The organism is Chroococcidiopsis thermalis PCC 7203 (assembly GCF_000317125.1).
Classification (GTDB): Bacteria; Cyanobacteriota; Cyanobacteriia; order Cyanobacteriales; family Chroococcidiopsidaceae; genus Chroococcidiopsis; species Chroococcidiopsis thermalis.
In genome coordinates this window covers 4438563-4458904 of record NC_019695.1, presented here as the reverse complement: position 1 = coordinate 4458904, position 20342 = coordinate 4438563, and the positions used below count along the sequence as shown (strand labels likewise).

The 20342-nt window shown below is 41.9% G+C and carries 20 protein-coding genes; 7 read left to right on the top strand and 13 right to left on the bottom strand.

Annotation, left to right across the window (positions count from 1 at the left end; all coding sequences use genetic code 11):
* Window positions 1-496: 496 nt before the first annotated feature.
* The 7 genes from CHRO_RS19280 to CHRO_RS31300 all read left to right on the top strand — a co-directional run bounded on the left by CHRO_RS19280 (window position 497) and on the right by CHRO_RS31300 (window position 4631).
* Entirely contained in the window at window positions 497-1684 is a 1188-nt protein-coding gene (locus tag CHRO_RS19280) for a ParM/StbA family protein (protein WP_015155900.1), read from the top strand.
* Window positions 1662-2093 carry a hypothetical protein gene (locus CHRO_RS29855; RefSeq protein WP_015155899.1) on the top strand — a complete coding sequence of 144 codons (432 nt, stop codon included), beginning with the start codon at window positions 1662-1664 and terminating at the stop codon, window positions 2091-2093. Before CHRO_RS19280 ends, CHRO_RS29855 begins: the two co-directional genes overlap by 23 nt.
* A 50-nt stretch (window positions 2094-2143) precedes the next feature.
* Window positions 2144-2518: a four helix bundle protein gene (locus CHRO_RS19270; protein WP_015155898.1), complete on the top strand. Its 375-nt coding sequence runs from the start codon at window positions 2144-2146 to the stop codon at window positions 2516-2518.
* Window positions 2519-2572: 54 nt separating this feature from the next.
* A complete protein-coding gene (locus tag CHRO_RS19265; RefSeq protein ID WP_015155897.1) occupies window positions 2573-3154 on the top strand; it encodes a hypothetical protein in 582 nt (193 codons plus the stop codon).
* A gap of 2 nt (window positions 3155-3156) precedes the next feature.
* Entirely contained in the window at window positions 3157-3441 is a 285-nt protein-coding gene (locus CHRO_RS32595) for a hypothetical protein (RefSeq protein WP_181824203.1), read from the top strand.
* 70 nt (window positions 3442-3511) lie between these two features.
* Window positions 3512-4108, top strand: a complete 597-nt coding sequence (locus CHRO_RS32590) for a thrombospondin type 3 repeat-containing protein (RefSeq protein ID WP_015155896.1) — start codon at window positions 3512-3514, stop codon at window positions 4106-4108.
* Window positions 4005-4631: a DUF192 domain-containing protein gene (locus CHRO_RS31300; RefSeq protein ID WP_181824202.1), complete on the top strand. Its 627-nt coding sequence runs from the start codon at window positions 4005-4007 to the stop codon at window positions 4629-4631. Before CHRO_RS32590 ends, CHRO_RS31300 begins: the two co-directional genes overlap by 104 nt.
* Before the next feature lie 92 nt (window positions 4632-4723).
* Here the strand turns inward: CHRO_RS31300 and CHRO_RS19250 are convergent, their stop codons facing one another.
* The 13 genes from CHRO_RS19250 to CHRO_RS19190 all read right to left on the bottom strand — a co-directional run bounded on the left by CHRO_RS19250 (window position 4724) and on the right by CHRO_RS19190 (window position 19993).
* Complete coding sequence (locus CHRO_RS19250; protein ID WP_015155894.1) at window positions 4724-6802, bottom strand: serine/threonine-protein kinase; 2079 nt, start codon at window positions 6800-6802, stop codon at window positions 4724-4726.
* A 1-nt stretch (window position 6803) separates the two neighbouring features.
* Entirely contained in the window at window positions 6804-8570 is a 1767-nt protein-coding gene (locus CHRO_RS19245; protein ID WP_015155893.1) for a protein phosphatase 2C domain-containing protein, read from the bottom strand.
* Window positions 8571-8613: 43 nt separating this feature from the next.
* Window positions 8614-9195 carry a double zinc ribbon and FHA domain-containing protein gene (locus tag CHRO_RS19240; protein WP_015155892.1) on the bottom strand — a complete coding sequence of 194 codons (582 nt, stop codon included), beginning with the start codon at window positions 9193-9195 and terminating at the stop codon, window positions 8614-8616.
* 50 nt (window positions 9196-9245) lie between these two features.
* On the bottom strand, window positions 9246-10628 hold the full coding sequence (locus CHRO_RS19235) for a vWA domain-containing protein (protein ID WP_015155891.1): 1383 nt from the start codon (window positions 10626-10628) through the stop codon (window positions 9246-9248).
* Between the two features lie 24 nt (window positions 10629-10652).
* Window positions 10653-11036 carry a hypothetical protein gene (locus CHRO_RS19230; protein ID WP_015155890.1) on the bottom strand — a complete coding sequence of 128 codons (384 nt, stop codon included), beginning with the start codon at window positions 11034-11036 and terminating at the stop codon, window positions 10653-10655.
* Window positions 11037-11162: 126 nt separating this feature from the next.
* A complete protein-coding gene (locus CHRO_RS19225) occupies window positions 11163-12203 on the bottom strand; it encodes an IMS domain-containing protein (RefSeq protein WP_015155889.1) in 1041 nt (346 codons plus the stop codon).
* A gap of 8 nt (window positions 12204-12211) precedes the next feature.
* Window positions 12212-13009, bottom strand: a complete 798-nt coding sequence (locus CHRO_RS29850) for a hypothetical protein (RefSeq protein ID WP_015155888.1) — start codon at window positions 13007-13009, stop codon at window positions 12212-12214.
* Window positions 13010-13013: 4 nt separating this feature from the next.
* Window positions 13014-14297 (bottom strand): vWA domain-containing protein, encoded by a 1284-nt coding sequence (locus CHRO_RS19215; RefSeq protein ID WP_015155887.1) that lies wholly within the window; start codon window positions 14295-14297, stop codon window positions 13014-13016.
* Window positions 14239-15318, bottom strand: a complete 1080-nt coding sequence (locus tag CHRO_RS19210; RefSeq protein ID WP_015155886.1) for a hypothetical protein — start codon at window positions 15316-15318, stop codon at window positions 14239-14241. Before CHRO_RS19210 ends, CHRO_RS19215 begins: the two co-directional genes overlap by 59 nt.
* A gap of 31 nt (window positions 15319-15349) precedes the next feature.
* On the bottom strand, window positions 15350-17485 hold the full coding sequence (locus tag CHRO_RS19205; protein WP_015155885.1) for a hypothetical protein: 2136 nt from the start codon (window positions 17483-17485) through the stop codon (window positions 15350-15352).
* Window positions 17486-17489: 4 nt separating this feature from the next.
* On the bottom strand, window positions 17490-18407 hold the full coding sequence (locus tag CHRO_RS19200) for a hypothetical protein (protein ID WP_015155884.1): 918 nt from the start codon (window positions 18405-18407) through the stop codon (window positions 17490-17492).
* Complete coding sequence (locus CHRO_RS19195) at window positions 18400-19227, bottom strand: hypothetical protein (protein ID WP_015155883.1); 828 nt, start codon at window positions 19225-19227, stop codon at window positions 18400-18402. Before CHRO_RS19195 ends, CHRO_RS19200 begins: the two co-directional genes overlap by 8 nt.
* 16 nt (window positions 19228-19243) lie before the next feature.
* Complete coding sequence (locus CHRO_RS19190) at window positions 19244-19993, bottom strand: hypothetical protein (protein ID WP_015155882.1); 750 nt, start codon at window positions 19991-19993, stop codon at window positions 19244-19246.
* Window positions 19994-20342: the final 349 nt, after the last annotated feature.

Below are 20342 nucleotides of genomic sequence, written 5' to 3'. Positions count from 1 at the left end.
ATAATACAAATTATTGCTATCGTATTACAAAAGCTTTTAACTAAGACGATCGTCTCTACTATTTCTTAGTTAAAAAAGCTGGCAAGAAAATTTGTACTTTTATCCTAACTCATGTAGTCCTCTGACATGGCTTGCTCCTGTAATTGCAGCACCAGCGTGTCATAGGAGCTTCGCATAAGCTGGAGGTGAAGTAGACAAGTATTTGCTTATTCATATCGAGCAATTACTAATTAATATCGGATACTTACTTGTCTTTTGCAAGGAGTGTTAGAGTTTTTGCTTGTCTTGTTTTTTAGAATAAAAAGAGCTAATAAATAAGCAGGCTATGGCTTGATTCAATCGAATTTTTGCCCAAAATAAATGAACGATTGCTTGCATATGCTTTTTTGTGCTAATAGTTGCTTATCCAGCTTTTTTGACATTTCACAAACAACAAGTCGGACAAAAAAGTTTTCATTATCAATATTGAGATCGACAATCGCGATCGAGGACTGTCATGTCTGACGTTACTGTAGCCGCTGATTTCGGCGCATCCTTGGTCAGAGCAATCTTTTCCCTCAACTCGCAATCACAGGCTTTAAAGCCAGAGTTAATGCTGATTGCACCGCAAGTTTTAAGAGTGCCGTCCAAGAGTATCGAGAATTACGAAAAGTACAAGCTGGGAAATTCAATGCCCGAAAACTCAGCTTGGGTGAAACTGGGAAACGATTATTATGCAGTAGGACATTTAGCCAAGACTCATTTCAACGCCGTCCACTGCCTGGAATCGCTCAAAATTGACTCTGCAATTCCCCAACTACTGGCAATTGTAGGGAGTATAGTCCAGAGCAAGCAGATGGGTAATTCATTCTCGCTGTCACTGGGAATCCTCCTGCCTTGGGGTGAGTATACCGACAGAGACAGGTTTGAATCCTACATCAAACAAGCATTGTCTGGATTCTGCTTTCGCGGTAAGGAGTATTTTGTCACGCTGGAATCATTTACCTGCCTGCCAGAGGGAGCGGGGTTGTTTGCACGGGGCAGAGTACCGCACAAGGGAGGCGATCGCTTGCGAAATGCGCGGGAGTTGAACATTGCCGTCCTGATGATTGGCTACCGCAACGCTTCTATTCTATTCATCGAAAAAGGAGCGCTTTCCTGGGGCTGCACGGAAAACTACGGTTTCTCCAGGATGGTAGAAAAAGTGCAGCAATTTACTTCCGGTCAGAAGGCTGAGCGATTAGTGGAAGTTATCTGCTCCGGTTCCAAACCCAGTAAAAAGGCAGTAGCGGGACTAGTACGCACCAACATGGTGGAGTTACGAGAGCAGGAGATGCAAGAAATTGCTGCGGCGATCGCGGATGCCAAGCAAGAGTATATTGCCATCCTCACCAACTGGCTGAAACAGCGGTTGCCCGATCGCCCCGACGAAATTATCGTCAATGGTGGCACTGCCCGTTACTTGCAGCCAGAACTGACGCAGTTTTTCAAGAGTCTGGGTGCTGGGGCAACCAACTGGTGCAGCTCCCTAGACGAGCGAGTGGTCAAGACATTTGGCGACTTAGTGAGGGCACAACACCTCCAGTCCCGTTTACTAGATGCATATGGACTCTTCTTCCAACTCCACAACCGACCGCTACCGCGATTGCGAGATACCGTTGAAACTGCCGAGGAAGCGCATCATGACGAAGCCAGAGTCAGCTAAACAGGGTGAGGGCAGCACCGAGCAGGTAAATTTCTCATTCCGCTGCCAACCCAAACGAGACTCAAAGTATGGAGTGTTGCTGAGTTATATCAACGAAGACAGCGCTCAGTTAACTCGTAGAGAACGGGTATTAAATGCCCTGGCAGCCTTTTGGCTACCCTTCGCCTATCATCACCAAGGCGAGATTTCAGTAGAAGAACTGCAACGTCTAGCGCGAAGCAGCATTTATCAGTTGCAACTGCACGTGCAATATTTGAGAGATACGTTTGAACTTTCAAATACCGAGCCGCCAGCTTACGCCTTAAACACAAAACCTGTCAGAAATTCATCTCGCCCTGCAGCAGAAAACTATGTGGAAGAAGATGATGACTGCGAAACCGAGACTGATATCGTCTCCTCTTGGCACTGAGCCGAATAGCGTTAAGTTAGGGGAAAGGTTAAAGGGGAAGGGTTAAAGGAATGGAAAAGAAGAAAATAGAAACTTTTGAAGATTTGCGAGTATGGCAAAAAGGAATTGAGCTAGTTAAGCAAGTATATCTGCTCACAAAAGAGGGCGATCTAAGCAAGGATTTTGGCTTACGAGATCAGTTGAGACGAGCATCAGTGTCAATTCCTACAAACATTGCTGAAGGCTTTGAACGTTATTCTCGTAAAGAGTACGTACAGTTTTTGAATATTGCTAAAGGCTCTGCTGGAGAAGTTAGAAGTCTGCTGAGAGTAGCACTAGAAGTTGGTTATTTAGATAAATCTAAGTACGACCAATTGTATAACTCTGCTGTAGAGTTGAGTCGCATGTTGTCGAATCAAATTCAAGCTCTAAATAATTCGCTCTAGCGATCTAACCTTTAACCTTTCCCCTTTAACCTTTCCCCAACATTGAGAAAACGTATGTCGTATTCTAAGGAAGATTTGCAAACGGAGTTTAATCTCGCTTCAGATGACGTAACCCAGACGCTACGCGCCTGCGGGCTATCCCTCAAAAAACGAGTTTACAGCGATCGCGAACGAGAGCGGTTTGCTACTGCCCGTAAGCTGTTTGAGGAAGGGGCTGCCACCTCTTATGACGACATTGCTACCTACTTCCAAAAGGAAGGAGTTGCTGTCGATACTGACGACAGCCAAACTGGCGATCGAGAGCCAATAGTGGAGCCAAAACTTACTGCCATGCTAGAAACGCTACGCCAAGAGGCAATAGCCCAAGGATTTGAGATTGGACTTCAGCAAGCCGAGATGATGAAGCAGGTCATACCTCATGCCACTATCCTCCGCCTCCAGCAAATGATTCAAAGCGGCGAGTTGAGAACTCAGTTTGAAAGCGTTTGGAAGCAGATGCAGACGCAGATGGGGGAGCCGCAATCCCTGATGTCAGAGGTAGAAGCACACTGGCAGACGATACAGTTACCATCATCCCCACCTCCAACGAGCTTGCCCGAATCATTGATGGAATCATCCGACAGCGACTCATTCTAGAGTTGAAAGAAGACACGCGACGACTGCAACTGGAGCAGAAACAGCTTGCCCTGTCAGAGGAAAAGAAGGAGAAATACTGGAAAAATGTCCAGCGTTGGGGACGATTGCTCAATACCTGGGCTTGGACGATTACCTATACGGTCGTGATTTTCTCTTTGGGTGCAACATTAGGGCTAAATTTTCTGCCAGATGCAGTCCTATGCCGTAACGAACGCTCACTGTGCTACATCCTGCGGCTATACGGGACAAAGACAATGCTACCACCTAGTCGCTCAGGGAAACGCTAACTACCGAGCAACAGTACGAGCGATCGCCTCTTGTTGACCAATCCCTATTTTACTCAATGGCTCGAAAATCATGGCTCCTCATAATGACCGCTTCCTACCTCCATCTCATGCCCAAAAAGTGCGCCGCCAAAAGGAACGAGAACTCGAACTCGACCTTGATGGCGACGGGCTGACAGTGCGCGAAGAACTGAAATACGGTCTTCACCCCTATGCACCTGACAGCGATGGCGACGGCATCTACGACGGCGACGAGGTTGCTAGCAATACTAATCCCAGACGCTACAACAACCTCAAGCAGCCACTTCAACAGCGCGATCGCCTCCAAGAATACGCAACCAATTGTATTAGTAAAAAAGCAGAACTAAGACAGCGCTACCTAGAACACGCCAAGCGCGTACTGGGAAGACCGCAGCTAACATATGACGAGCTTGCATCTCAAATAGCAAGCGATCGCTGGCTGGCACAAGCTCTCGATTCTCAGGTGTTGCAATCTGCTTACTCTGCCAACGAGCAAGATGCTCAATACCTGCTCTCCCAAAGCCCCTACATTCAATTTCACGCCCATGAAGCCGATTCTACGCCCGATCGTCTCCTCAGCTATGTTCGTGAAGTGGTTGCTGCTACCAACAGCAATGTCCTCAAGACGGACGAAGACCTCTATATCTAGACCAGCACTGCGATCTCGCCCCCGTGACTTTGTTATTCCCGTTGCTTTTGCGGGAGCCTGGTTTTGGGTGAAGATGGAACTTGCTGCTTACCATATGCCGCCCCCACTGGAACAGCAGGCACAAGCTATTGTTACCCTTCCATCAGGCAGCTCGACACTTCAACTAGAGATAGCACAAAGCGATCGCGATCGAGCAACAGGGTTGATGTATAGGCGATCGCTACCCAGAAATGCTGGTATGCTATTTCCCCTGCTTCATCCATATATACCGAAAATCTGGATGAAGCACGTCAACTTTCCGCTTGACATCATATTTATCAAGCAAGGCAGGATTGAAAGTATCGTCCACAATGCGCCTCCTTGCCAAGGCTTAACCTACTGCCCTACATATAGCCCTCCAGTAGCTGTAGATACAGTACTAGAACTGCTAGGTGGCAGAGCTAAAGAATTGAACCTAGTTATGGGTAGTAAAGTCGTACTGCCAGTTAAACTTGGTATGGTAGTAACTGACCAGTCGCCATAGTTGTATTCTTCTTTTGGGGATGCGATCGCGCTCAAACGCCCTTGCTGCAATGAACTAGTAGGGACAAGGCTACAAACTGAGTTACATTCTAGCTAAATCTCAACTCCAACCGCGTGAAAGGCTTGTTTAACAGCCTGTGCTAAATCGTATTTTTGCTGCTGTGAATAAAGTTCGACTGCTTTACGATAAGCCGATCGCATTTCACGAAAGTTTTTGACATTACCATCTCGATCCTTAATGTTGAGCAAAACCCAGCCTAGATTATGATGTGCCTCTGTATAATCTGGTTTTAGCTGAATTGCTCTCTCTAAGAATGAGCGTGCTTGCGACCATTGCTCCTGTTGTCCCAAAAGTGTACCTAGACGAAACAAAGCCAAGGGATCGTTTGGCAATTTCTGGCAGCAAGTTTCATAGACTTCGATCGCTTTTTGAATATTTTGCAGATGTTCGTAAGCAATTCCTAAATTCAACAGTACCCAGCTAGGTGTTTGTGCCTGACATTTTGCTTGTTGAAAATTTGGTACGGCATTAGCCCACAAACCAAGTGATGCTTGCTTCCAACCTTTGAAACCCCAAACAAACGAACTGTCAGGTACTTGAGTTACAAACTCTTGAATACACCTGTCTACATCATGAGCCTGCTTAGAAGTGACTGCCCGATCTAGTGCAATCGTTAGGCAAGGATATACCCAATTTTGTAGTTCCTGACATTGATGAGTATGAGTTTGTTTGGACTTGGTGATGGCAAGTCTGGCAGCACGAATGGCTGGTTTCCATTGCTGTTGATTTACAGCAATCCATGCTTGTAGTCCTAAAGCAAAAGCAGAATTCTTATCGAGTTGAAGTGCTTTGGATACAGCAGTCTCAGCTTGTTGCCACTTACCCAATTTGCCAAATGCCCATGCTAGATTGGCTTGCATCCAAGCTTCATTGGGTGATAGATTGGCTGCTTGCTGTAACTGATTTACTGCTTCTAACCAATTTGATTTACGACAATTAACAAGCCCTATAACTCCATAGCCCCTGCCATCATTTGGTTTTAGTTGAATAGCTTTTCGGGCAGCAATTTCTGCTTGACTGTCATTGACATGAATTTGAACTAATGCAAGCTCAACGGCTGCTTCACCGTTATTTGGCTCGCTAGCTAAACATTTTTCATAAGCTTGAATAGCTTCGATTAATTTATTTTGCTGAACTAGCTGACGCGATCGCTTTAGGCTTGGAGAAACAAACTTACCCTTTAGAGCATAAATTAATTCATCTGCCGTTTGAAAGCGTTCCTCAACTCGCACTTTCATACCAGTTAAGATGACTTGCTCCATCGTTGAGCTGATTTGAGGTGCTAGCTGTCGAGGAGAAATCAGCGTTTCTGCGGCAATTCTTTCTGTTGCCGAGGCAGGTAATTTTCCTGTTAATAGCTCGTACATTGAAGCACATAAGGCATACAAGTCAGTACTAGCACTACGTCTAGCACGAGAACTATATTGTTCTAATGGAGCATATCCTTCACTAACAATTTGAGTATGATGCTGGGTTTTATCGGTAATAAACTCTCTGGCGGCTCCAAAATCAATCAGAATCGGTAAATCGCGATCGTTAATCAGAATATTATCTGGTTTAATATCTCTATGCAAAATTTGGTTAGCATGAACGATCTGCAAAGCTTCAGCAATCTGAATAAAGTAACGCTTAACACGTTCTTCCTGAAGAAACCCTTGTTCTTTAAGAATTTTTGCTAAAGTTTTACCTTCAACAAAAGCCATAATCATGTATGCAGTATTGTTTTCTTCAAAAGATTCATAGACTTCTACAATACTGGAATGATTGCATTTTTTGATTCGCTCTGCTTCATACCTCAATTCTTGAAGCTGTTTTTGCCGTTCTTGAGGCGTGATACTAGAGGACCAAATTACACTTTTTCCCTGTCTGCTAGCTTTTTCGGGCCAGTTTTCTTTAATAGCAATACATCTAGAATGAGTTATGTCAAATCCTTTATAAGTAATGGCGAAACCGCCCTCACCGATTTTTTCTTCTATCCTATATTTTCCTTGCTGAAGTAAAGTACCAGCAGGCAAATAATAAGATGCCTCTGTCAAAGGTGTACCACAACTAATACAATTAGCTGCTGTATCAGCATTACTGGTCAAGCAGGTTGGGCAGGAAATAGACATTTTAGTATGAATGATTTATGCAAAGCTTTAATGCTAAAATGGTTGCGTTGTCATGCGCTCCCCGCGCCAACACTTGCTCGATAGTTAATTCCACAGCAGAGTTAATGGTGCGATCGCAGGTAAAAATTTCAGCTAACTCGTTTGGTGGAACTAAATCCCAAACTCCATCAGAACAGAGAATCAGAATATCGCCATCTTCAAGCGGCATTGATACTGTACCGAAACGGCTTAAAGTTTGAATATAGCCTTCACTTAACCTTGGTTTTGAGCCAAGAGACTTAGTTAAAACATTGCGGTCTGGATGAGTATGACTTTCTTCATAAGCGAGCTGACCGCTAGCAATTAGCATAGATACCATTGAGTGATCTTCACTCAACTGACAAAGCCGATTTTTTCTTAATAAGTAAATCCGGCTATCTCCCACATGAGCGATCGCTAAATCTTGTCCAGTTGCTAAAACTATACTTAAAGTCGTCCCTCCCTCTCGCACGCGCTCGGTTACGCATTCATTTGCTTTTTCTACTAAAGAGATTAGCCATTCAGCACGTTGACTCTGATTCATTAGATCGGCAGGTATAGGAGCATCAAGTACCGTTTGTACGGCTAGATTGCTTGCTAAATCTCCTTGAGTCATACCTCCCATACCATCGGCTACAATTCCTAATATGAGTGGCTCTAAATTACTGAAATAATGCTGTCTAATTCCATAACTATCTTCGTTTTGTAAGCGGCTCAATCCCACTGTTGACTGAGCGTATGCTTCCCAGTGGAGGCGAGGAGTAAGTATAGACTGACGGCTTTTTACTAGTAGATTTAATAATTGTGATAAAGGAAATCTTTCTTCAGGTAGCGGGGAAAGGCAGGTTTTGATAATTTGATGTAAGAGAGGAATTGGTTTGATGTCCAAAGAGGGACTGTGACCTTGAGATGGAAGCTGGCGATGAATTGCTTGATATAATAATGAACCTACTGTATAGGTACTCTTTAGCTCATCAATAGTACAATTACTGTCGTAGGCAATTTCAGGAGCGCAGTAGTTTCCTATGAAACCAGACGAGAGGCGATCGCCAACAGAATAAGCACCTGTTAAATCGAAAAATTTAACTAGCGATCCTGTTTGAATGAATTGAGGAAATATTTGAATGAAACACCAAGACTGCTGAGAAGTATAGCGGAAGAATTGGCAGATTTGGCTTGAAAGGAATAATATCTGCTCTAAACAATTATCCTGAGTTAAACAAGCTTCTAATGTTTCTTCAGGATTTGGTAAATAACTTAGTAGTATGAGTTTACGTCCTGTAACCTCAGAACCAATTTCTATTTCTTCATAGAACTCTTCCTCTAAATACTCTGATTCTGTTTCTATTATTGGTACTAAATTGTCATCGCTGAATTCGTCTACGCGATTTTCGTAGGGATCGCTTCGCGAAACGCTCGCTTCCTCTTCTATTTTTTTGGCAGATACATAAACTGAATCTTCTGTTACAGCAGCCAGCAATTCAGCCACCATCTTGTAATTTCCAAGTGCTTGCCGTAGCTGTAGTTCGCGATTGAGTCCACCATCTGTAGAACCTACACGCAGTAATCCCAACTTTTCGGAATTGACTTCATCTGTTTCAGTCTCGTAACTATAGATCGTGGCTTGGAAATAATGAATATCTGCAAATTGACCCAGATGAGATAAAATTTCTATTCTAAAATTTGCTATGTAGCAGCAAATATTTTCTTGAACAGATAAAGATGCAGATTCAGTTAACAATGTTGTCATAGGATAAAATTATTAGAAGCTAGAATAAGCACTACTATTTTCATCAAGCTTGAAATAGAAAACGAATTTTTCCAAATGCAATTTCGTCTCTAGAAATCATCATCTCTGGGATAGTGATTCTAGCTCCGAATTGTCTTTGTCCATAACGTTTAATAAAAACACCATTGGTCGAACCAAGATCTTTGATTTTCCATTGATTTCCTTCGTAATAAATTTCTGCATGATTGCGTGAAATTGTTTCATCTCCACTGAATCCTTCTAAATCCAAATCCACCGGACCTGTATCTGGATCGAACCGTCCCACAACTACATTATTTCCATCTAAAATAAATTCTGAAATAGATGCACCTGCTTGTTTAGAAATGAGTTTAGCGTTATCTACTCCATTAGTAGCACTGGAAGAATTAGTTATTGTGGGTGACGGATGAGGAACTGGCGGTGCGGGTTGTGGTATTGGGGGTTGAATCTCTGTAGCGACTGTAGCATCACTTGAAGCCGTTATCTGAACTGGAATAGGAGGTAAAGGAGCTTCTATAGATGTACAACCAATTTCAGAACCACAGACTTCACAAAATTCTGTACCAACTGGATTTTCATGCAGACAAGAAGGACAAGTAGCAGCCATTAATTTATCTCCTGATTTTTGAGTGAAGAATATTGAAAAAATCGCGAAATTTACGTCCCTGAGAGTTGACGAATTTGATCTTCTAAAATCACGTCATTTATATCGCCACCAATTCTGACGGTCTTACCTTTGGAACCCATTTTGATTGTTTTAGAAGTACCTGAAGAAATGCGGCGGGTTTTACGTAACTCATTTTGAGCTTCTGTCAGAGATTCCGTCATCGCTTGATTGCCAATTCTTTGAGTCATGCGGCGTGCTGTTTCTAACAGTTCTTCCGCACGTAGAGGATTTTGCTCTGCAACTTTTGTCGCTTCGCTTACTAGTTGAGCAATATTGCATTGTTGTACGTAGTCCATCACTTCGCGATCGACTTGAGCGGCAAAATCCGATCCTGCAACAAATTGCAAGACTAAATTTTGCGGGGGAAGTTCGCCGCGCCTGTTTTGTCCTGGGACATCGTAGGTTAAGCCAAGTTGTGCAATGCGGACGCGAGAAGCTGCTCGGCTTTCTACGGCGAACTCTAGAATAAAAACTGTTTCATCATTAGCCGCAGCATTACCAATGGGGTAGGGTTCCTGAATTAAAGGAAATTCAGCTTGGGAAGGATAAGCGCGGACAATGCGGCTGAGTTTTACTCCTTTAACTGTCTTGACCGTCATCGCTAGGTTAGTTATGACTTCCTGCTGTGCTTGAGTGAATTCTTCAGCGATCGCTTTTGGTAAATCGGCAATTGAAACTTGAGTTCCAGTTGCGTTTTCTGGAACTATATGTAGGAGGCGACCGCCAGTAGTATCGCTTAGCGAGATCAGCAATTCTTCGTTATACTCGCCAACTCCCAAAGCTGTGATGGGGATGTTATTGGTAGCAAATTGTTTAGCTAGATCTCGACATTGTTCTTCATCAAATGTCTGTCCATCGGTAAAAAGTAAAGTCCGGCGACAAGTCATATCTCGATCTGCGATCGCGTTTAAGGCGTGATGCATACCCAAACCCATGCGCGTACCGCCTGAAAAATTACGGAGTTTGGCGATCGCATTTTCCAATTTACTGACTTCGGTTGCAGGTGTTAGTCCAATAATGGTTGAGGCTCGATCGTCAAATTGCACAATGGAAATGCGATCGCTACGGTCTAATTTTCCTGAATGAATCAGCTGGCGTAAAGATTCGATGACAATATCTATTTTTGACTCTCCTCCTGTCACTTCATGGTAATAATTGCCATCAACCTGATAGGTTCTACCAGTAGGTTGTGGAACGCCAGTGACAATTTCATACATCGAACCACTGGTATCGATGACAAAAGTAAAGGCGGTGGAGGGACGTGTGGTAGAAACTTCTTTTGTCGGTCGTAGCTTCAGCATCAAAAATAACTTTTGCTCTGGTGCGTCGGCTGGTAAGAATTCTCGGTGAGAGGCGATCGCTACATTTAGCATTCTGTATTATCTCCTAGTTAATTATTATGAAAAAAGCAGTAGTGGTAGCATTCCCCCACATGGTTCTATATCTGAAATGCTTGGTTCAATTAAAGCTGGTATTTTTTGATTTCCTGTTTCTTGTAAGTTGGAAAGATTTGTAGCAAGTAATGATGGTAAGTCCAGAGTAATTAAACTATCTCGATATCCTTCTTTAATATCTTGAATCCAATTGGCGATTGCTCGATTGAGATAAGTATCATTGATTTTGCACAGACTCTGTTTTTGTAAGTTATTGCGGAGGCTTTCGCGAATTTCTAAGTTAAAAACTTGTTCTGGATTATTTTCTTGGATCGGATTTAAGTCTAAGACATATCTGTATTCATTTTGAGAATCTTGAGTTTTTAGAATTAATGCATATTTTGTCATAGAACAACCAAATCCCATCTATAGATTTGACTTCATCCAACACTTTACTGACTCACTACTTTCCCCATTCACTAGTTCACAATTCAGAATTTTTGTTATTCTTAATTATCAAATTTCCTACCAAATTTAACGAGTTATTTTCTTATAGTCATAAATTTTCCAAACTCCGTTGTCTTTCTCGAACAGGTAAATAAAGTCTGAAGTGTATAAACCTGAATTCTTCCGATCAATTGCTTTTGGTCCGTGAAGGTATAATTCTTCAGAAACATTTACAATAATTGCTGGTCGGCTTCCTGAATAAAAAAATGAAATGACTTTATTAATTGTAGAAAATTTATAAGTGTAGTAAGAATCATGGCTGCTAAGCCAATCAATTGAACCACCAGGCTTTAATTTATCCTGGTACAATTTTCCAGTTGCGTATTTCTCAACTAAACTTCGGTCAAAACTAGGACCAAAAATATAGGGTTTGGCTTTATACCAGTTTTGAACCAATTCAATTGCTTCGTCTTGGCTCAAATCAGCTGCTTCTGTTGTTGAAAAATTAGAAGCAGGAGTTTCTGAGGTAGAAGTGTTTGTAGAATTATCAGTATAAGTTGTAGAATCTTCTATAGTAGGACTTGGAGTTTCTGAACTAGAAGTGCTTGTAGAATTATCAGCAGAAGTTGTAGAATCTTCTATAGTAGGACTTGGAGTTTCTGAACTAGAAGTTTTTGAAGTAGAAGCCTCTTCCTTTGAAGAAGCTACAGCAGATTGAGAAGCCTCTAGAGTCCCTAAACTCATTTCTAAGTTAAAAGTTGTAGATCCTTTAGGCGCAGATACTTGAAGAGCATATTTTCCAGTTTGTGGCAACTCTCCACTACTTAAAAGTTGTGTATCAGGAGCATAAATCCAGATACAAATATCATCATTAGTGCGATAGCTTAGCTTTTGACCAGCTTGAGCGGTGAATGTATATCCAACAGATTTGTCAGCACTAGCTTGACCAGATTTAATGAGCGATTGACTATTTAATTGAATTTCTTCCGGTTTAGTTAAAGCAGTTTTAGGTTTTTCAGGGCATCCTGTAGATGCTTGAGCAGTTTGAGGTGGTGGTGAAACTTTTTGTAATGCTTGGCATCCACTAATTATTAATAGTATTGAAAATATAAATAGCTTTTTCATCATATAAAAACCTATTCATTAAGATTGAGAGTTCTAACTGTAGGCTGACCAACTTCAGCATCACTAATTTCAGAATTAACAAAATTGGCAAAATCTTTAGATTTTTCTTCGTTAGTAAACGATGCAACTTGAATTGCTATTTCTTGGGTATCTTTCCGTCGAACTTTCAGAGCATCTTGACAAAAAAGCGATCGCGCTTTGTCTAAATTAGTCTCGTTGTATGGGATGAATACTGGATAAAAGGTGACTGGATAATCACGTGAATCGCTAGGAAGAGGATCGCCACAGGATGTTTTAGGAAAGTCAGATGAGGAAAATTGATATCTTTGGGGGGCAGATGAATTAGCTGATGTAGATTGAAAGGTATAATTTTTAGATACTCGTTCTAGTTCTCCTAGTCCCATTTCGATTTCAAAAGTTGTAGAGCCTGTCAGTGCCGCAACCTGCATCGTGTATTTACCATCTAAGGGTAAATTTGTACTATTGACGATTTCATTGTTGGGTGTGAAAACCCAGGTACAAATGTTTTGATTAGTCCGATAGCTAATCCTTTGACCCGCATTCGCTTCAAAAGCATATCCCTGGTCTTTACCAGGACTAACCACACCTGTTTCTTTTACAGTTTGAGAGCCAAAATATATAGATTTGACGCGATCGCTACTTAATGAACCTTCAGGTCGATCGGGACATTTATTTGATGTGCTGCTTACCGTGTTGGCACTTTTGACGGCAGTACTACACCCAGCGAGAATTAATAGCATGAAGCAGACTAGTGCCTTTTTTATGCTGCTTTGAGCAGGAAGAAACATTTCACTAAGCCTCCTGCGCTTCACGTTTGAGGTGTTTTGCCCAAAGCGAAAACGGAAGTACACCAGCAACGCCGATTGTTAGTAATACGATCGCCAACATTAGTAGGCGTGTTGACAACGGTAGCGATCGCCCGAATACTGTTATGGTGTAAGGCTTGGATTCTGATGTTACCGATTGGACTTTGACGCTAACATCGTGCTTGGAGCCTCGTTCGCCACTGGGATCGGTGTAGACAATCTCATACTCTCCGAGTAGAGCATTTAGGAAGACTTTCAACTTAGCGGCGACTGTCTCAGCATCAGGAGAAAATTCAGCAATCCCACCAGTCGCTTTAGCTATTTCTGCTAAACGCTTTTGGTCAACAAACTCTTCCTCTGGGACTTTATTTGGAGCTGTACCAATATCTGCTCGTGTAGCAGGATGTTTAAGCTGATATTTTTGTCCCAGTTGCTCTGATGTCAAGCCGTAACCCAAAGTATGAACGATAATTCTGTCATTTTGCTTTAACAATGAGATCAGGCTGTCAAAATCTTGTTGCTCGTTAGGTTTGTTGTGATAGCCATCAGATAAAAGAACAACGGCTAGTTTTGGTTGCGGCTGCGAAGATTCTTCTGAGGCTTTTTCTGTTACGTAAAAGCGGCTATCTTCTAGGCTGCTTAAAAAGTTGATGGTTTTAGTTACAGGCTCGTAAAGGTTGGTAGAAGCACAAGGAATTTGACCGCCAAGAAAATCGAGGTAGTTACCGAGTTTAAAATCACTAGCAGGGAAAAACTTATCCAGATTCTCTCTATCAACTGGATAGCCACTGCAATTAACACCAGGATCGCCAAAGGGTACAATTGCTATTTGAGTATTGGGACTTCGCTCTGCTATAGCTGCTGTAAATTTTCTAATAGCCGCGATCGCACCCTCAAGCTTGGTTGTTCCTCGGCTATCCATCTGCTGCATACTACCACTGAAATCCAGCAGCACTACGATCCAGGTGGGAGGGGGTTCTGTCTGTTCGGAACTTTTCCAGTTATTGCGATCGAACTTAACTGGTGTTTTGTCAACTTCTACATTGAAATCAGTTGGCTGTAGACCCATTAAAGGTCTGTTATTAGTATCTGTAACTTTGATACGGAGTTTAACTTCATCCTCATGAACTGTGGGATTGCCGACAATTTCGGCAGTTTTGACTTGACCCCAACTAGGACTGCAAAGACATCCAGCCAGCAATACAGATAAGCTAAGCCTGCGGGTCCAGAAAACGATTGTAGTAGACAAACCGGAATAATTTTTTCTCATTGTCTGTACCTTTGTCTTGGAGGTAAAAAGTCAAAACGAAGTTATGTTTCAAGCGAATCGATCTGCGGGAAGTCAAACGTTCACCATTGACTTCTACGGTGTGGAAAAATTTAGGGTCGGGAACTAGAGTTGTCTGACGAGGTTGAAGTTCTATTTCAGCCGCATGTAAAGGTAATCCAGGGATGCGGATGTGTGCCTTTTCATCAGAACCAATACCGATTTTTCCTTTAGCAGGTAGTTGAATTGATAGACCTTCTTCGATCTGATCTGCTTCGCTATCGGTGACAAACTTTAGTTTGGATTGCTTGTCAATGATGGGATGTGCATTTGCATTGCGATCGCTGCTATCGTCATATATTGGCTCTCCAGTGTACTCAAAACCCGCTCCAGCTCTGAGTGCAGCCATGTAGCTAGGAGATGTGGAAACGCTAAACACGAAACCGAGTAAAGTTCCTAAAATTGAGAAGCCGATGGGATCTTCAACTTTTTTCATCGCCTGCATCAGTTCGGGTAATGACTGCCGTAGCATCTCGAATATTAAAGCGGCTGCTAAACTAGCAGCGATACTGCCAATTAAACCCGTCCAAAAGCGTTGTTGGAAACGCTTGCGATCCCCTGCTTCGATACTTCGCCAGCGCCAAGTTACCCCTTCGGCAATGCCTGTAGAGCTACCAATGAGCAACCAGCCTAGAGTCCTTACGATTGGTGTAGGTACGCGAATTGCTGGCAAGAACAATATTTCAGAAATTCCCCCTGCAACTAAACCCGCCAGTAATCCCAGTCCAGCCGCAATGCTGACAGGAAGCACAGCAACTTTCAAATTCATTTTTGGTCTAGTCGGGTTACTGACAAAGATTTCAGTAAAGACAAAGGCAATGGCAAGTGAGATTGCTATGCAGGGAAACAGAACTATAGATGGAAACTGCTGTAGAAAACCTTGCTCAGTTAAGATAAATTGACCTAGATTCCAGCCAATTAATGCCGAAGTAATTCCAGCTAATATATAAAGATAAATTCTCATGATAAATTTAGCTATTAAAATTGATAAAATATCATTTTTCAGTTTCTTCCTTCAATTTTTTAACTATGTCTTGTTTTAATTTTTGAATTGTGTCTCCATTGTCTTTGATAATTCCGTCAGCTTTAGCCTCGTCATTATTGAATTTGGCTTTTTGATAAGAATAAATTGCATTTATCCATTTCAACTCTTCAGTTTTATCGCCAGATGTATTTTTAAATATTTCGTCGCTTAAATCTGATTTTTGAAAAACAGTTTTAATTTCCTCTCTGATTAAGCGTTGAAAATCATCATCTTTTGATAATTTTTCAACGAATGTTTTAATAGATCTTTTTGTAGTTTCAAATTGTGTTACCGCCTTCTGTTTTTTAGGGTTTTGGATTGATTGTTCTTCGGATGTCTCGGATGGCTTGTCTTTAGAAGGTGTAGAAGCTGTGCTTCCTTGATTATTAGGTGTTACAGCCTCTGTGGGCTGAGTGGTTGACGAACCTGCAAGTAAAAACTTACCACCTGCTAAGCCAAGTACAAGACTAAGTATTGTCAATATAATTACAAATGGAACGCGCACTTCTATACTCCCGATTTTTAATATTACAAGCCACAAAAATTCTGGAATAGTTATTTCTCTTTCAACGCCAATACCATAAAGGTTACACTGCCAACCATTGGGACGAACCTGAAAAAAAATATTTTTGGGAACTTTGCCCAATCCTATGTGATAGAAAATTACTGATAATTTGGAATAGCCTAACTGCTCAAAAAGCTTAGCAAATGCCTGATATTTCTCCTGTGGCACGCAAGAACGTATTTGCCAGTATTTTTTGAGTTCTTCCCAGATCTTCTGCCAAGATTGTTCTGTTAGTTTAAAATCTAAATCTTGAGAGCTTCTAGCAAATTTGCTCATCAACTGCAAATCATGCTCGATGTCTTGAATGACTTGATAATGAAACTTAGCCCAAAGTCCGTTTGTAGTTGTAAACAACTGGTATACGATGTCTACTGAAACTTTTTGAGTGAGAAGCTGGGGAAGTAAAATCCTGATTCCTTCAATAATCTTGACTTCAAGGTTTGGTGCTGTGGCAGAAATTTGACTTAAAGAATTTCTGATTTGAGATTGAAACTCAGCAGATATTGTAGAGTTCTCATTCTGTTTACTCCCTTTCTCTAGCCAAGCAAGATAATCGACTAACGTTTCTGGAATGACAATAGCCCTCAGCGTTAATAGCCGCACCATTTGAGGACTATAAATTCCTTGCTTGAGTGCATTATTAGCACCTTGACCGTCAAAAATTTCTTTCCAATAGCTTTCAGGAATTTCGATGTTTCCTAAAGGTTCTGCGATCGCCTGCACGTATTCAAGCTTCACCTTGGAACTATTGATCAATCCCTTAATTGCAGACTTGATTGCTTGTTCGTCTACGTCTAGCGTAGTGACTTGAGAAATGCTAAGTTTGGCTTTCTGCAACAGTTCGTAGGCGCGATCGCTAGCAGCTCGAACGATGAGAAATCGCCCTGGTTGCTCCAATGCTTCAACATTATACGCCCACGAGACTAATTGATTATTACCGTCATTTATGACTTTTTTATTAGCCAGCCTACTTACGACCTGTAATGTATATTCTGAATCTGGCGGAATCAGAATCGGTGTGGAGAAATCGATGAGTAAATTTTCAGTTTCAGGTGGTAGATCGATCTGAGGCGGAGTAAAACTAGGGCATAAATTAGGTTGCTCTATCTCTTTAGTATCAAACGGGTTAAAAACAGGCATTTCCCCGTTATGCAATTGCTGATAATTTTCAATCCAGCCCAGTATTTTCCAGAGGTTGTTAACTCTCTTGTCTCCCTCATAAAGAAAGTAACGGTAGAAAGAGGCACTCCGCCCCTTTTCATCTCGTCCGCGTGTCACTATGGCAATGACTGACCAATCAGACTCTTCACTCCCTGACACCACACGACCAATAATCGCTGGTTCATCGCTAGTGGCACCCTCCGCTACTGCAAATTCTTTGTTAGCAATTGAACGCTGGACAGCATGAGGAATGGGATCGATAGTTGCATTCATGTACTGCCCAGTGAAGCCCAGCGACACCCAACCACCGTCAGCAGTTCTCTCAGCGCGGATGCCAGTGCTGAATTCATGAATCTGAATTTCTGTCTGTGTAGTCATCATCTGGTCAATCCTTATCTAATTCCTTATGCCGATCGCCCGTGCAAAGCCAGTAAATCGGAGCTACCAAGCCGAACGGTCGCCAACGCTTGGGATCTTTAAGTACAGAAGTTGTACCATTGCGATCGCGATTGATCCGCTTTGAGTTGGGTTCGGGATAGCGAGTCCCCAGCATCCCAAAAGCTGAAGTAGTAAAGAACTCTACACTACCTGCACCCATTTGCTGCCAAGATTGCAGCCTGCGATTCACTTGGGGAAATCTTGCTGCTGCAAGTTCTCGCGGCTGGTGGCGCTTGATCCATAATTCCGGTTGTTCGCACTTGGTCATTACCAAACCAACGCGGCGCTTTTCTGCACCAATATCAGTGCGATCGAGAGCCGTTAGGAACTTGTCAAGACCGTTGGCATACTCAGAATCTTTACGATGGGTCGTACCATCGATTAAAAACATAATTCCCGTCGCTTGCAAACAATCCTCAAGGTAGTCCTGTAACCGCGAGTCACCAGCTTGATAGAGCAGATCGGTAAAAAACTCCCCTGCGTAATCTTTACAGCTAATGTTCAGCGTGACTAACTGCGAAGGGGCGCTAGCCTTTGGATTTTTCCAAGAAAACTGTCCTTTTAAAGCAATGCTGAGAGTATAATCTTTAACATCTATTGCACTGGCATTCAAGTCAGTTGGTTCTAACTCCAATCCCTGTTCTAGAATGTTTTGCGCCTTAGCAATTAGTTCCTCTCCTTCTTCATTAACAGGGGTCACGTTTTGCACGGGGCTAGAGGGTTCGGCATTGGGCCACCGCGCCAGAGATGCCATATAAGTCGTTTTGCCAGAAGCGCGATCGCCAATTACTCGGAGCACCCCATTACTTTGAATGGCTTCAGATGTTCCCTGTGTTGTCTTGCGTTTCGTTAACCAATCAAGCATCAGCTTTCATCCTTTTTCCATTACTCAGCCAACAAAGAGGGGCGATCGTGTTGTAAGGTCGCCATGCAGATGCATTCCGCAAAACAGAATGTCTACCGTTAGTGCCAATTTCATCTATGCGATTCGGTCGCGGATCGTTGCGTTTCAAAACTCCAAAGGTTGAGATTGCATAAAACTGTAAATTCTTCTCTGGAATTTTTGTTTGTAAAGTTGTTTTTGTTTTCGGCAGATGAACGTCAAACAGATCCATTTCTGGTTCTAGACGACAGGGCCAGAGTTCGCCCCGTTCGCACTTACTCATAGCTACAGCAATCCGTAAGTCAGCAATGCGATCGCGATCGTCCATTAATTTGATAAATCGTTCTAGCACTCGCTTGTAAAACTTATCAGTTCCTTTTTGCCATTCGGTTAATAAAATCAAGCATCCAGTCACATCCTTCATTAAGCATTCATTCATGAATTCCTCATGCAAGGAATTAGACGTTCCTGATTCTAATTCTTCAAAAATCTCCCCAGGATAATCCCTGACAGCTAAATTAATTTCAACGTATTTTTTAAATTGTTGTTTCTTCTCAAGTCTAAAAGAGTAGTATGGTAGAGAATCTATGCCTCCTGCTACCTCTGTAGGTGCTAATGAAGCTCCTTCACAAATAATATTTTCAGCTTTAGCAGCTAGTTCTTTTGCATCTTCATTTAGAGGTTGGATGTTAAAGCTGCTAGAGCTTGTACCTACGTTTTTGCGATCCGAAAAATATGCTAAAGCAGCTAGATAAGTTGTTTTTCCAGAGCTTCTAGGACCAATAACACAAATGTTACCCATTTCACATACTCCTTGACTATTTTGCTAAGAAGCTACCTAGATATATCCAGGGCAACTCTAAGAGAGAACGATTATAAATACTTGTAATAAAGCACCGAACTGATAAACCTGAAATACTTCGATTGATTTGCTCAATCTGTGGATGAACCGCTCTAAAATATCGATTAAAGACATAACTATGGCGTTGTTGCCAATTCATCGATGAACCATGAGGCTGATATGCAAGTTGTCGAGCCTCTTGAGCGATGTCGCAGAAGAGATCTGCTTTATTTAAGCAAAGAGTTAAGTGCTTTACTTTAGGACAATCTCGACGAAAGAACTCTACCCAGCGATCGAACCTATTACACCATTGCTGTTGTGTCATAAACTCTTCTGAATTAACGCTGGATTTTAACATCTCTCGATACGGTGAGAGTATGAGTAAAATGCCTTCACTTTTACTAGCTGCTTCTAGAAAATTATTCCACTGATCTGGACGATCTGTTTGCCAAGTCTTACGCCAGATTTCGCCAGGAGTATCTACCCAATCTACTGCTACTTTTTTCAAACCAGTAGGAAGACGAATTTGGATCTCTAGGTAGCGTTCATCGACTGGATTTTGAGCATCTGTAGCTTTAGTTCTACCCAGATCTTCATCAAACAATAGCCTTTTGAGATTTTCATAGTCAGGACTAGAAACTTTAACATAGTCATTGTGAGGATTAGCTAATTCCATAGCTAAATGCGTTTTGCCAACGGCGCGATCGCCTATATAAACTACTCCCACTTCAAGCCGCCTTATTTTTAGATAACTTCTGCGCTCGATTGCAATAGTCGTCAATTTTCTATGAAATTGTTAGTATATTTACCTGAAAAATATAGATTAACTACTAAATGTAAAATAGTTAGCGCAAAAATAGCTTTAACTAAAGCTATTTTGTTATTAAGTTTTACCTTTTCAGTAATAACTTATTAAATAGGTGAATGATTTCGTTAATTCTACGGATTTTCTATTTAAAATCAAATATACTTATATAAGTTCTCTGTAAATGCCGCAGTTAAATCTTTAAACAGGACGCTTTTGTGTATATTTTTTTACTTCGTTTGATTTGGCAAAAGCAGACGCATCCTAATTC

What these genes read in the sequence shown, in the direction of transcription:
- CHRO_RS19280 (WP_015155900.1), top strand. Translation starts at nt 497, where the DNA reads ATGTCTGACGTTACTGTAGCCGCTGATTTCGGCGCATCCTTGGTCAGA.
- CHRO_RS29855 (WP_015155899.1), top strand. Translation starts at nt 1,662, where the DNA reads ATGACGAAGCCAGAGTCAGCTAAACAGGGTGAGGGCAGCACCGAGCAG.
- CHRO_RS19270 (WP_015155898.1), top strand. Translation starts at nt 2,144, where the DNA reads ATGGAAAAGAAGAAAATAGAAACTTTTGAAGATTTGCGAGTATGGCAA.
- CHRO_RS19265 (WP_015155897.1), top strand. Translation starts at nt 2,573, where the DNA reads ATGTCGTATTCTAAGGAAGATTTGCAAACGGAGTTTAATCTCGCTTCA.
- CHRO_RS32590 (WP_015155896.1), top strand. Translation starts at nt 3,512, where the DNA reads ATGGCTCCTCATAATGACCGCTTCCTACCTCCATCTCATGCCCAAAAA.
- CHRO_RS31300 (WP_181824202.1), top strand. Translation starts at nt 4,005, where the DNA reads ATGAAGCCGATTCTACGCCCGATCGTCTCCTCAGCTATGTTCGTGAAG.
- CHRO_RS19250 (WP_015155894.1), bottom strand. Translation starts at nt 6,802, where the DNA reads ATGTCTATTTCCTGCCCAACCTGCTTGACCAGTAATGCTGATACAGCA.
- CHRO_RS19245 (WP_015155893.1), bottom strand. Translation starts at nt 8,570, where the DNA reads ATGACAACATTGTTAACTGAATCTGCATCTTTATCTGTTCAAGAAAAT.
- CHRO_RS19240 (WP_015155892.1), bottom strand. Translation starts at nt 9,195, where the DNA reads ATGGCTGCTACTTGTCCTTCTTGTCTGCATGAAAATCCAGTTGGTACA.
- CHRO_RS19235 (WP_015155891.1), bottom strand. Translation starts at nt 10,628, where the DNA reads ATGCTAAATGTAGCGATCGCCTCTCACCGAGAATTCTTACCAGCCGAC.
- CHRO_RS19230 (WP_015155890.1), bottom strand. Translation starts at nt 11,036, where the DNA reads ATGACAAAATATGCATTAATTCTAAAAACTCAAGATTCTCAAAATGAA.
- CHRO_RS19225 (WP_015155889.1), bottom strand. Translation starts at nt 12,203, where the DNA reads ATGATGAAAAAGCTATTTATATTTTCAATACTATTAATAATTAGTGGA.
- CHRO_RS29850 (WP_015155888.1), bottom strand. Translation starts at nt 13,009, where the DNA reads ATGTTTCTTCCTGCTCAAAGCAGCATAAAAAAGGCACTAGTCTGCTTC.
- CHRO_RS19215 (WP_015155887.1), bottom strand. Translation starts at nt 14,297, where the DNA reads ATGAGAAAAAATTATTCCGGTTTGTCTACTACAATCGTTTTCTGGACC.
- CHRO_RS19210 (WP_015155886.1), bottom strand. Translation starts at nt 15,318, where the DNA reads ATGAGAATTTATCTTTATATATTAGCTGGAATTACTTCGGCATTAATT.
- CHRO_RS19205 (WP_015155885.1), bottom strand. Translation starts at nt 17,485, where the DNA reads ATGATGACTACACAGACAGAAATTCAGATTCATGAATTCAGCACTGGC.
- CHRO_RS19200 (WP_015155884.1), bottom strand. Translation starts at nt 18,407, where the DNA reads ATGCTTGATTGGTTAACGAAACGCAAGACAACACAGGGAACATCTGAA.
- CHRO_RS19195 (WP_015155883.1), bottom strand. Translation starts at nt 19,227, where the DNA reads ATGGGTAACATTTGTGTTATTGGTCCTAGAAGCTCTGGAAAAACAACT.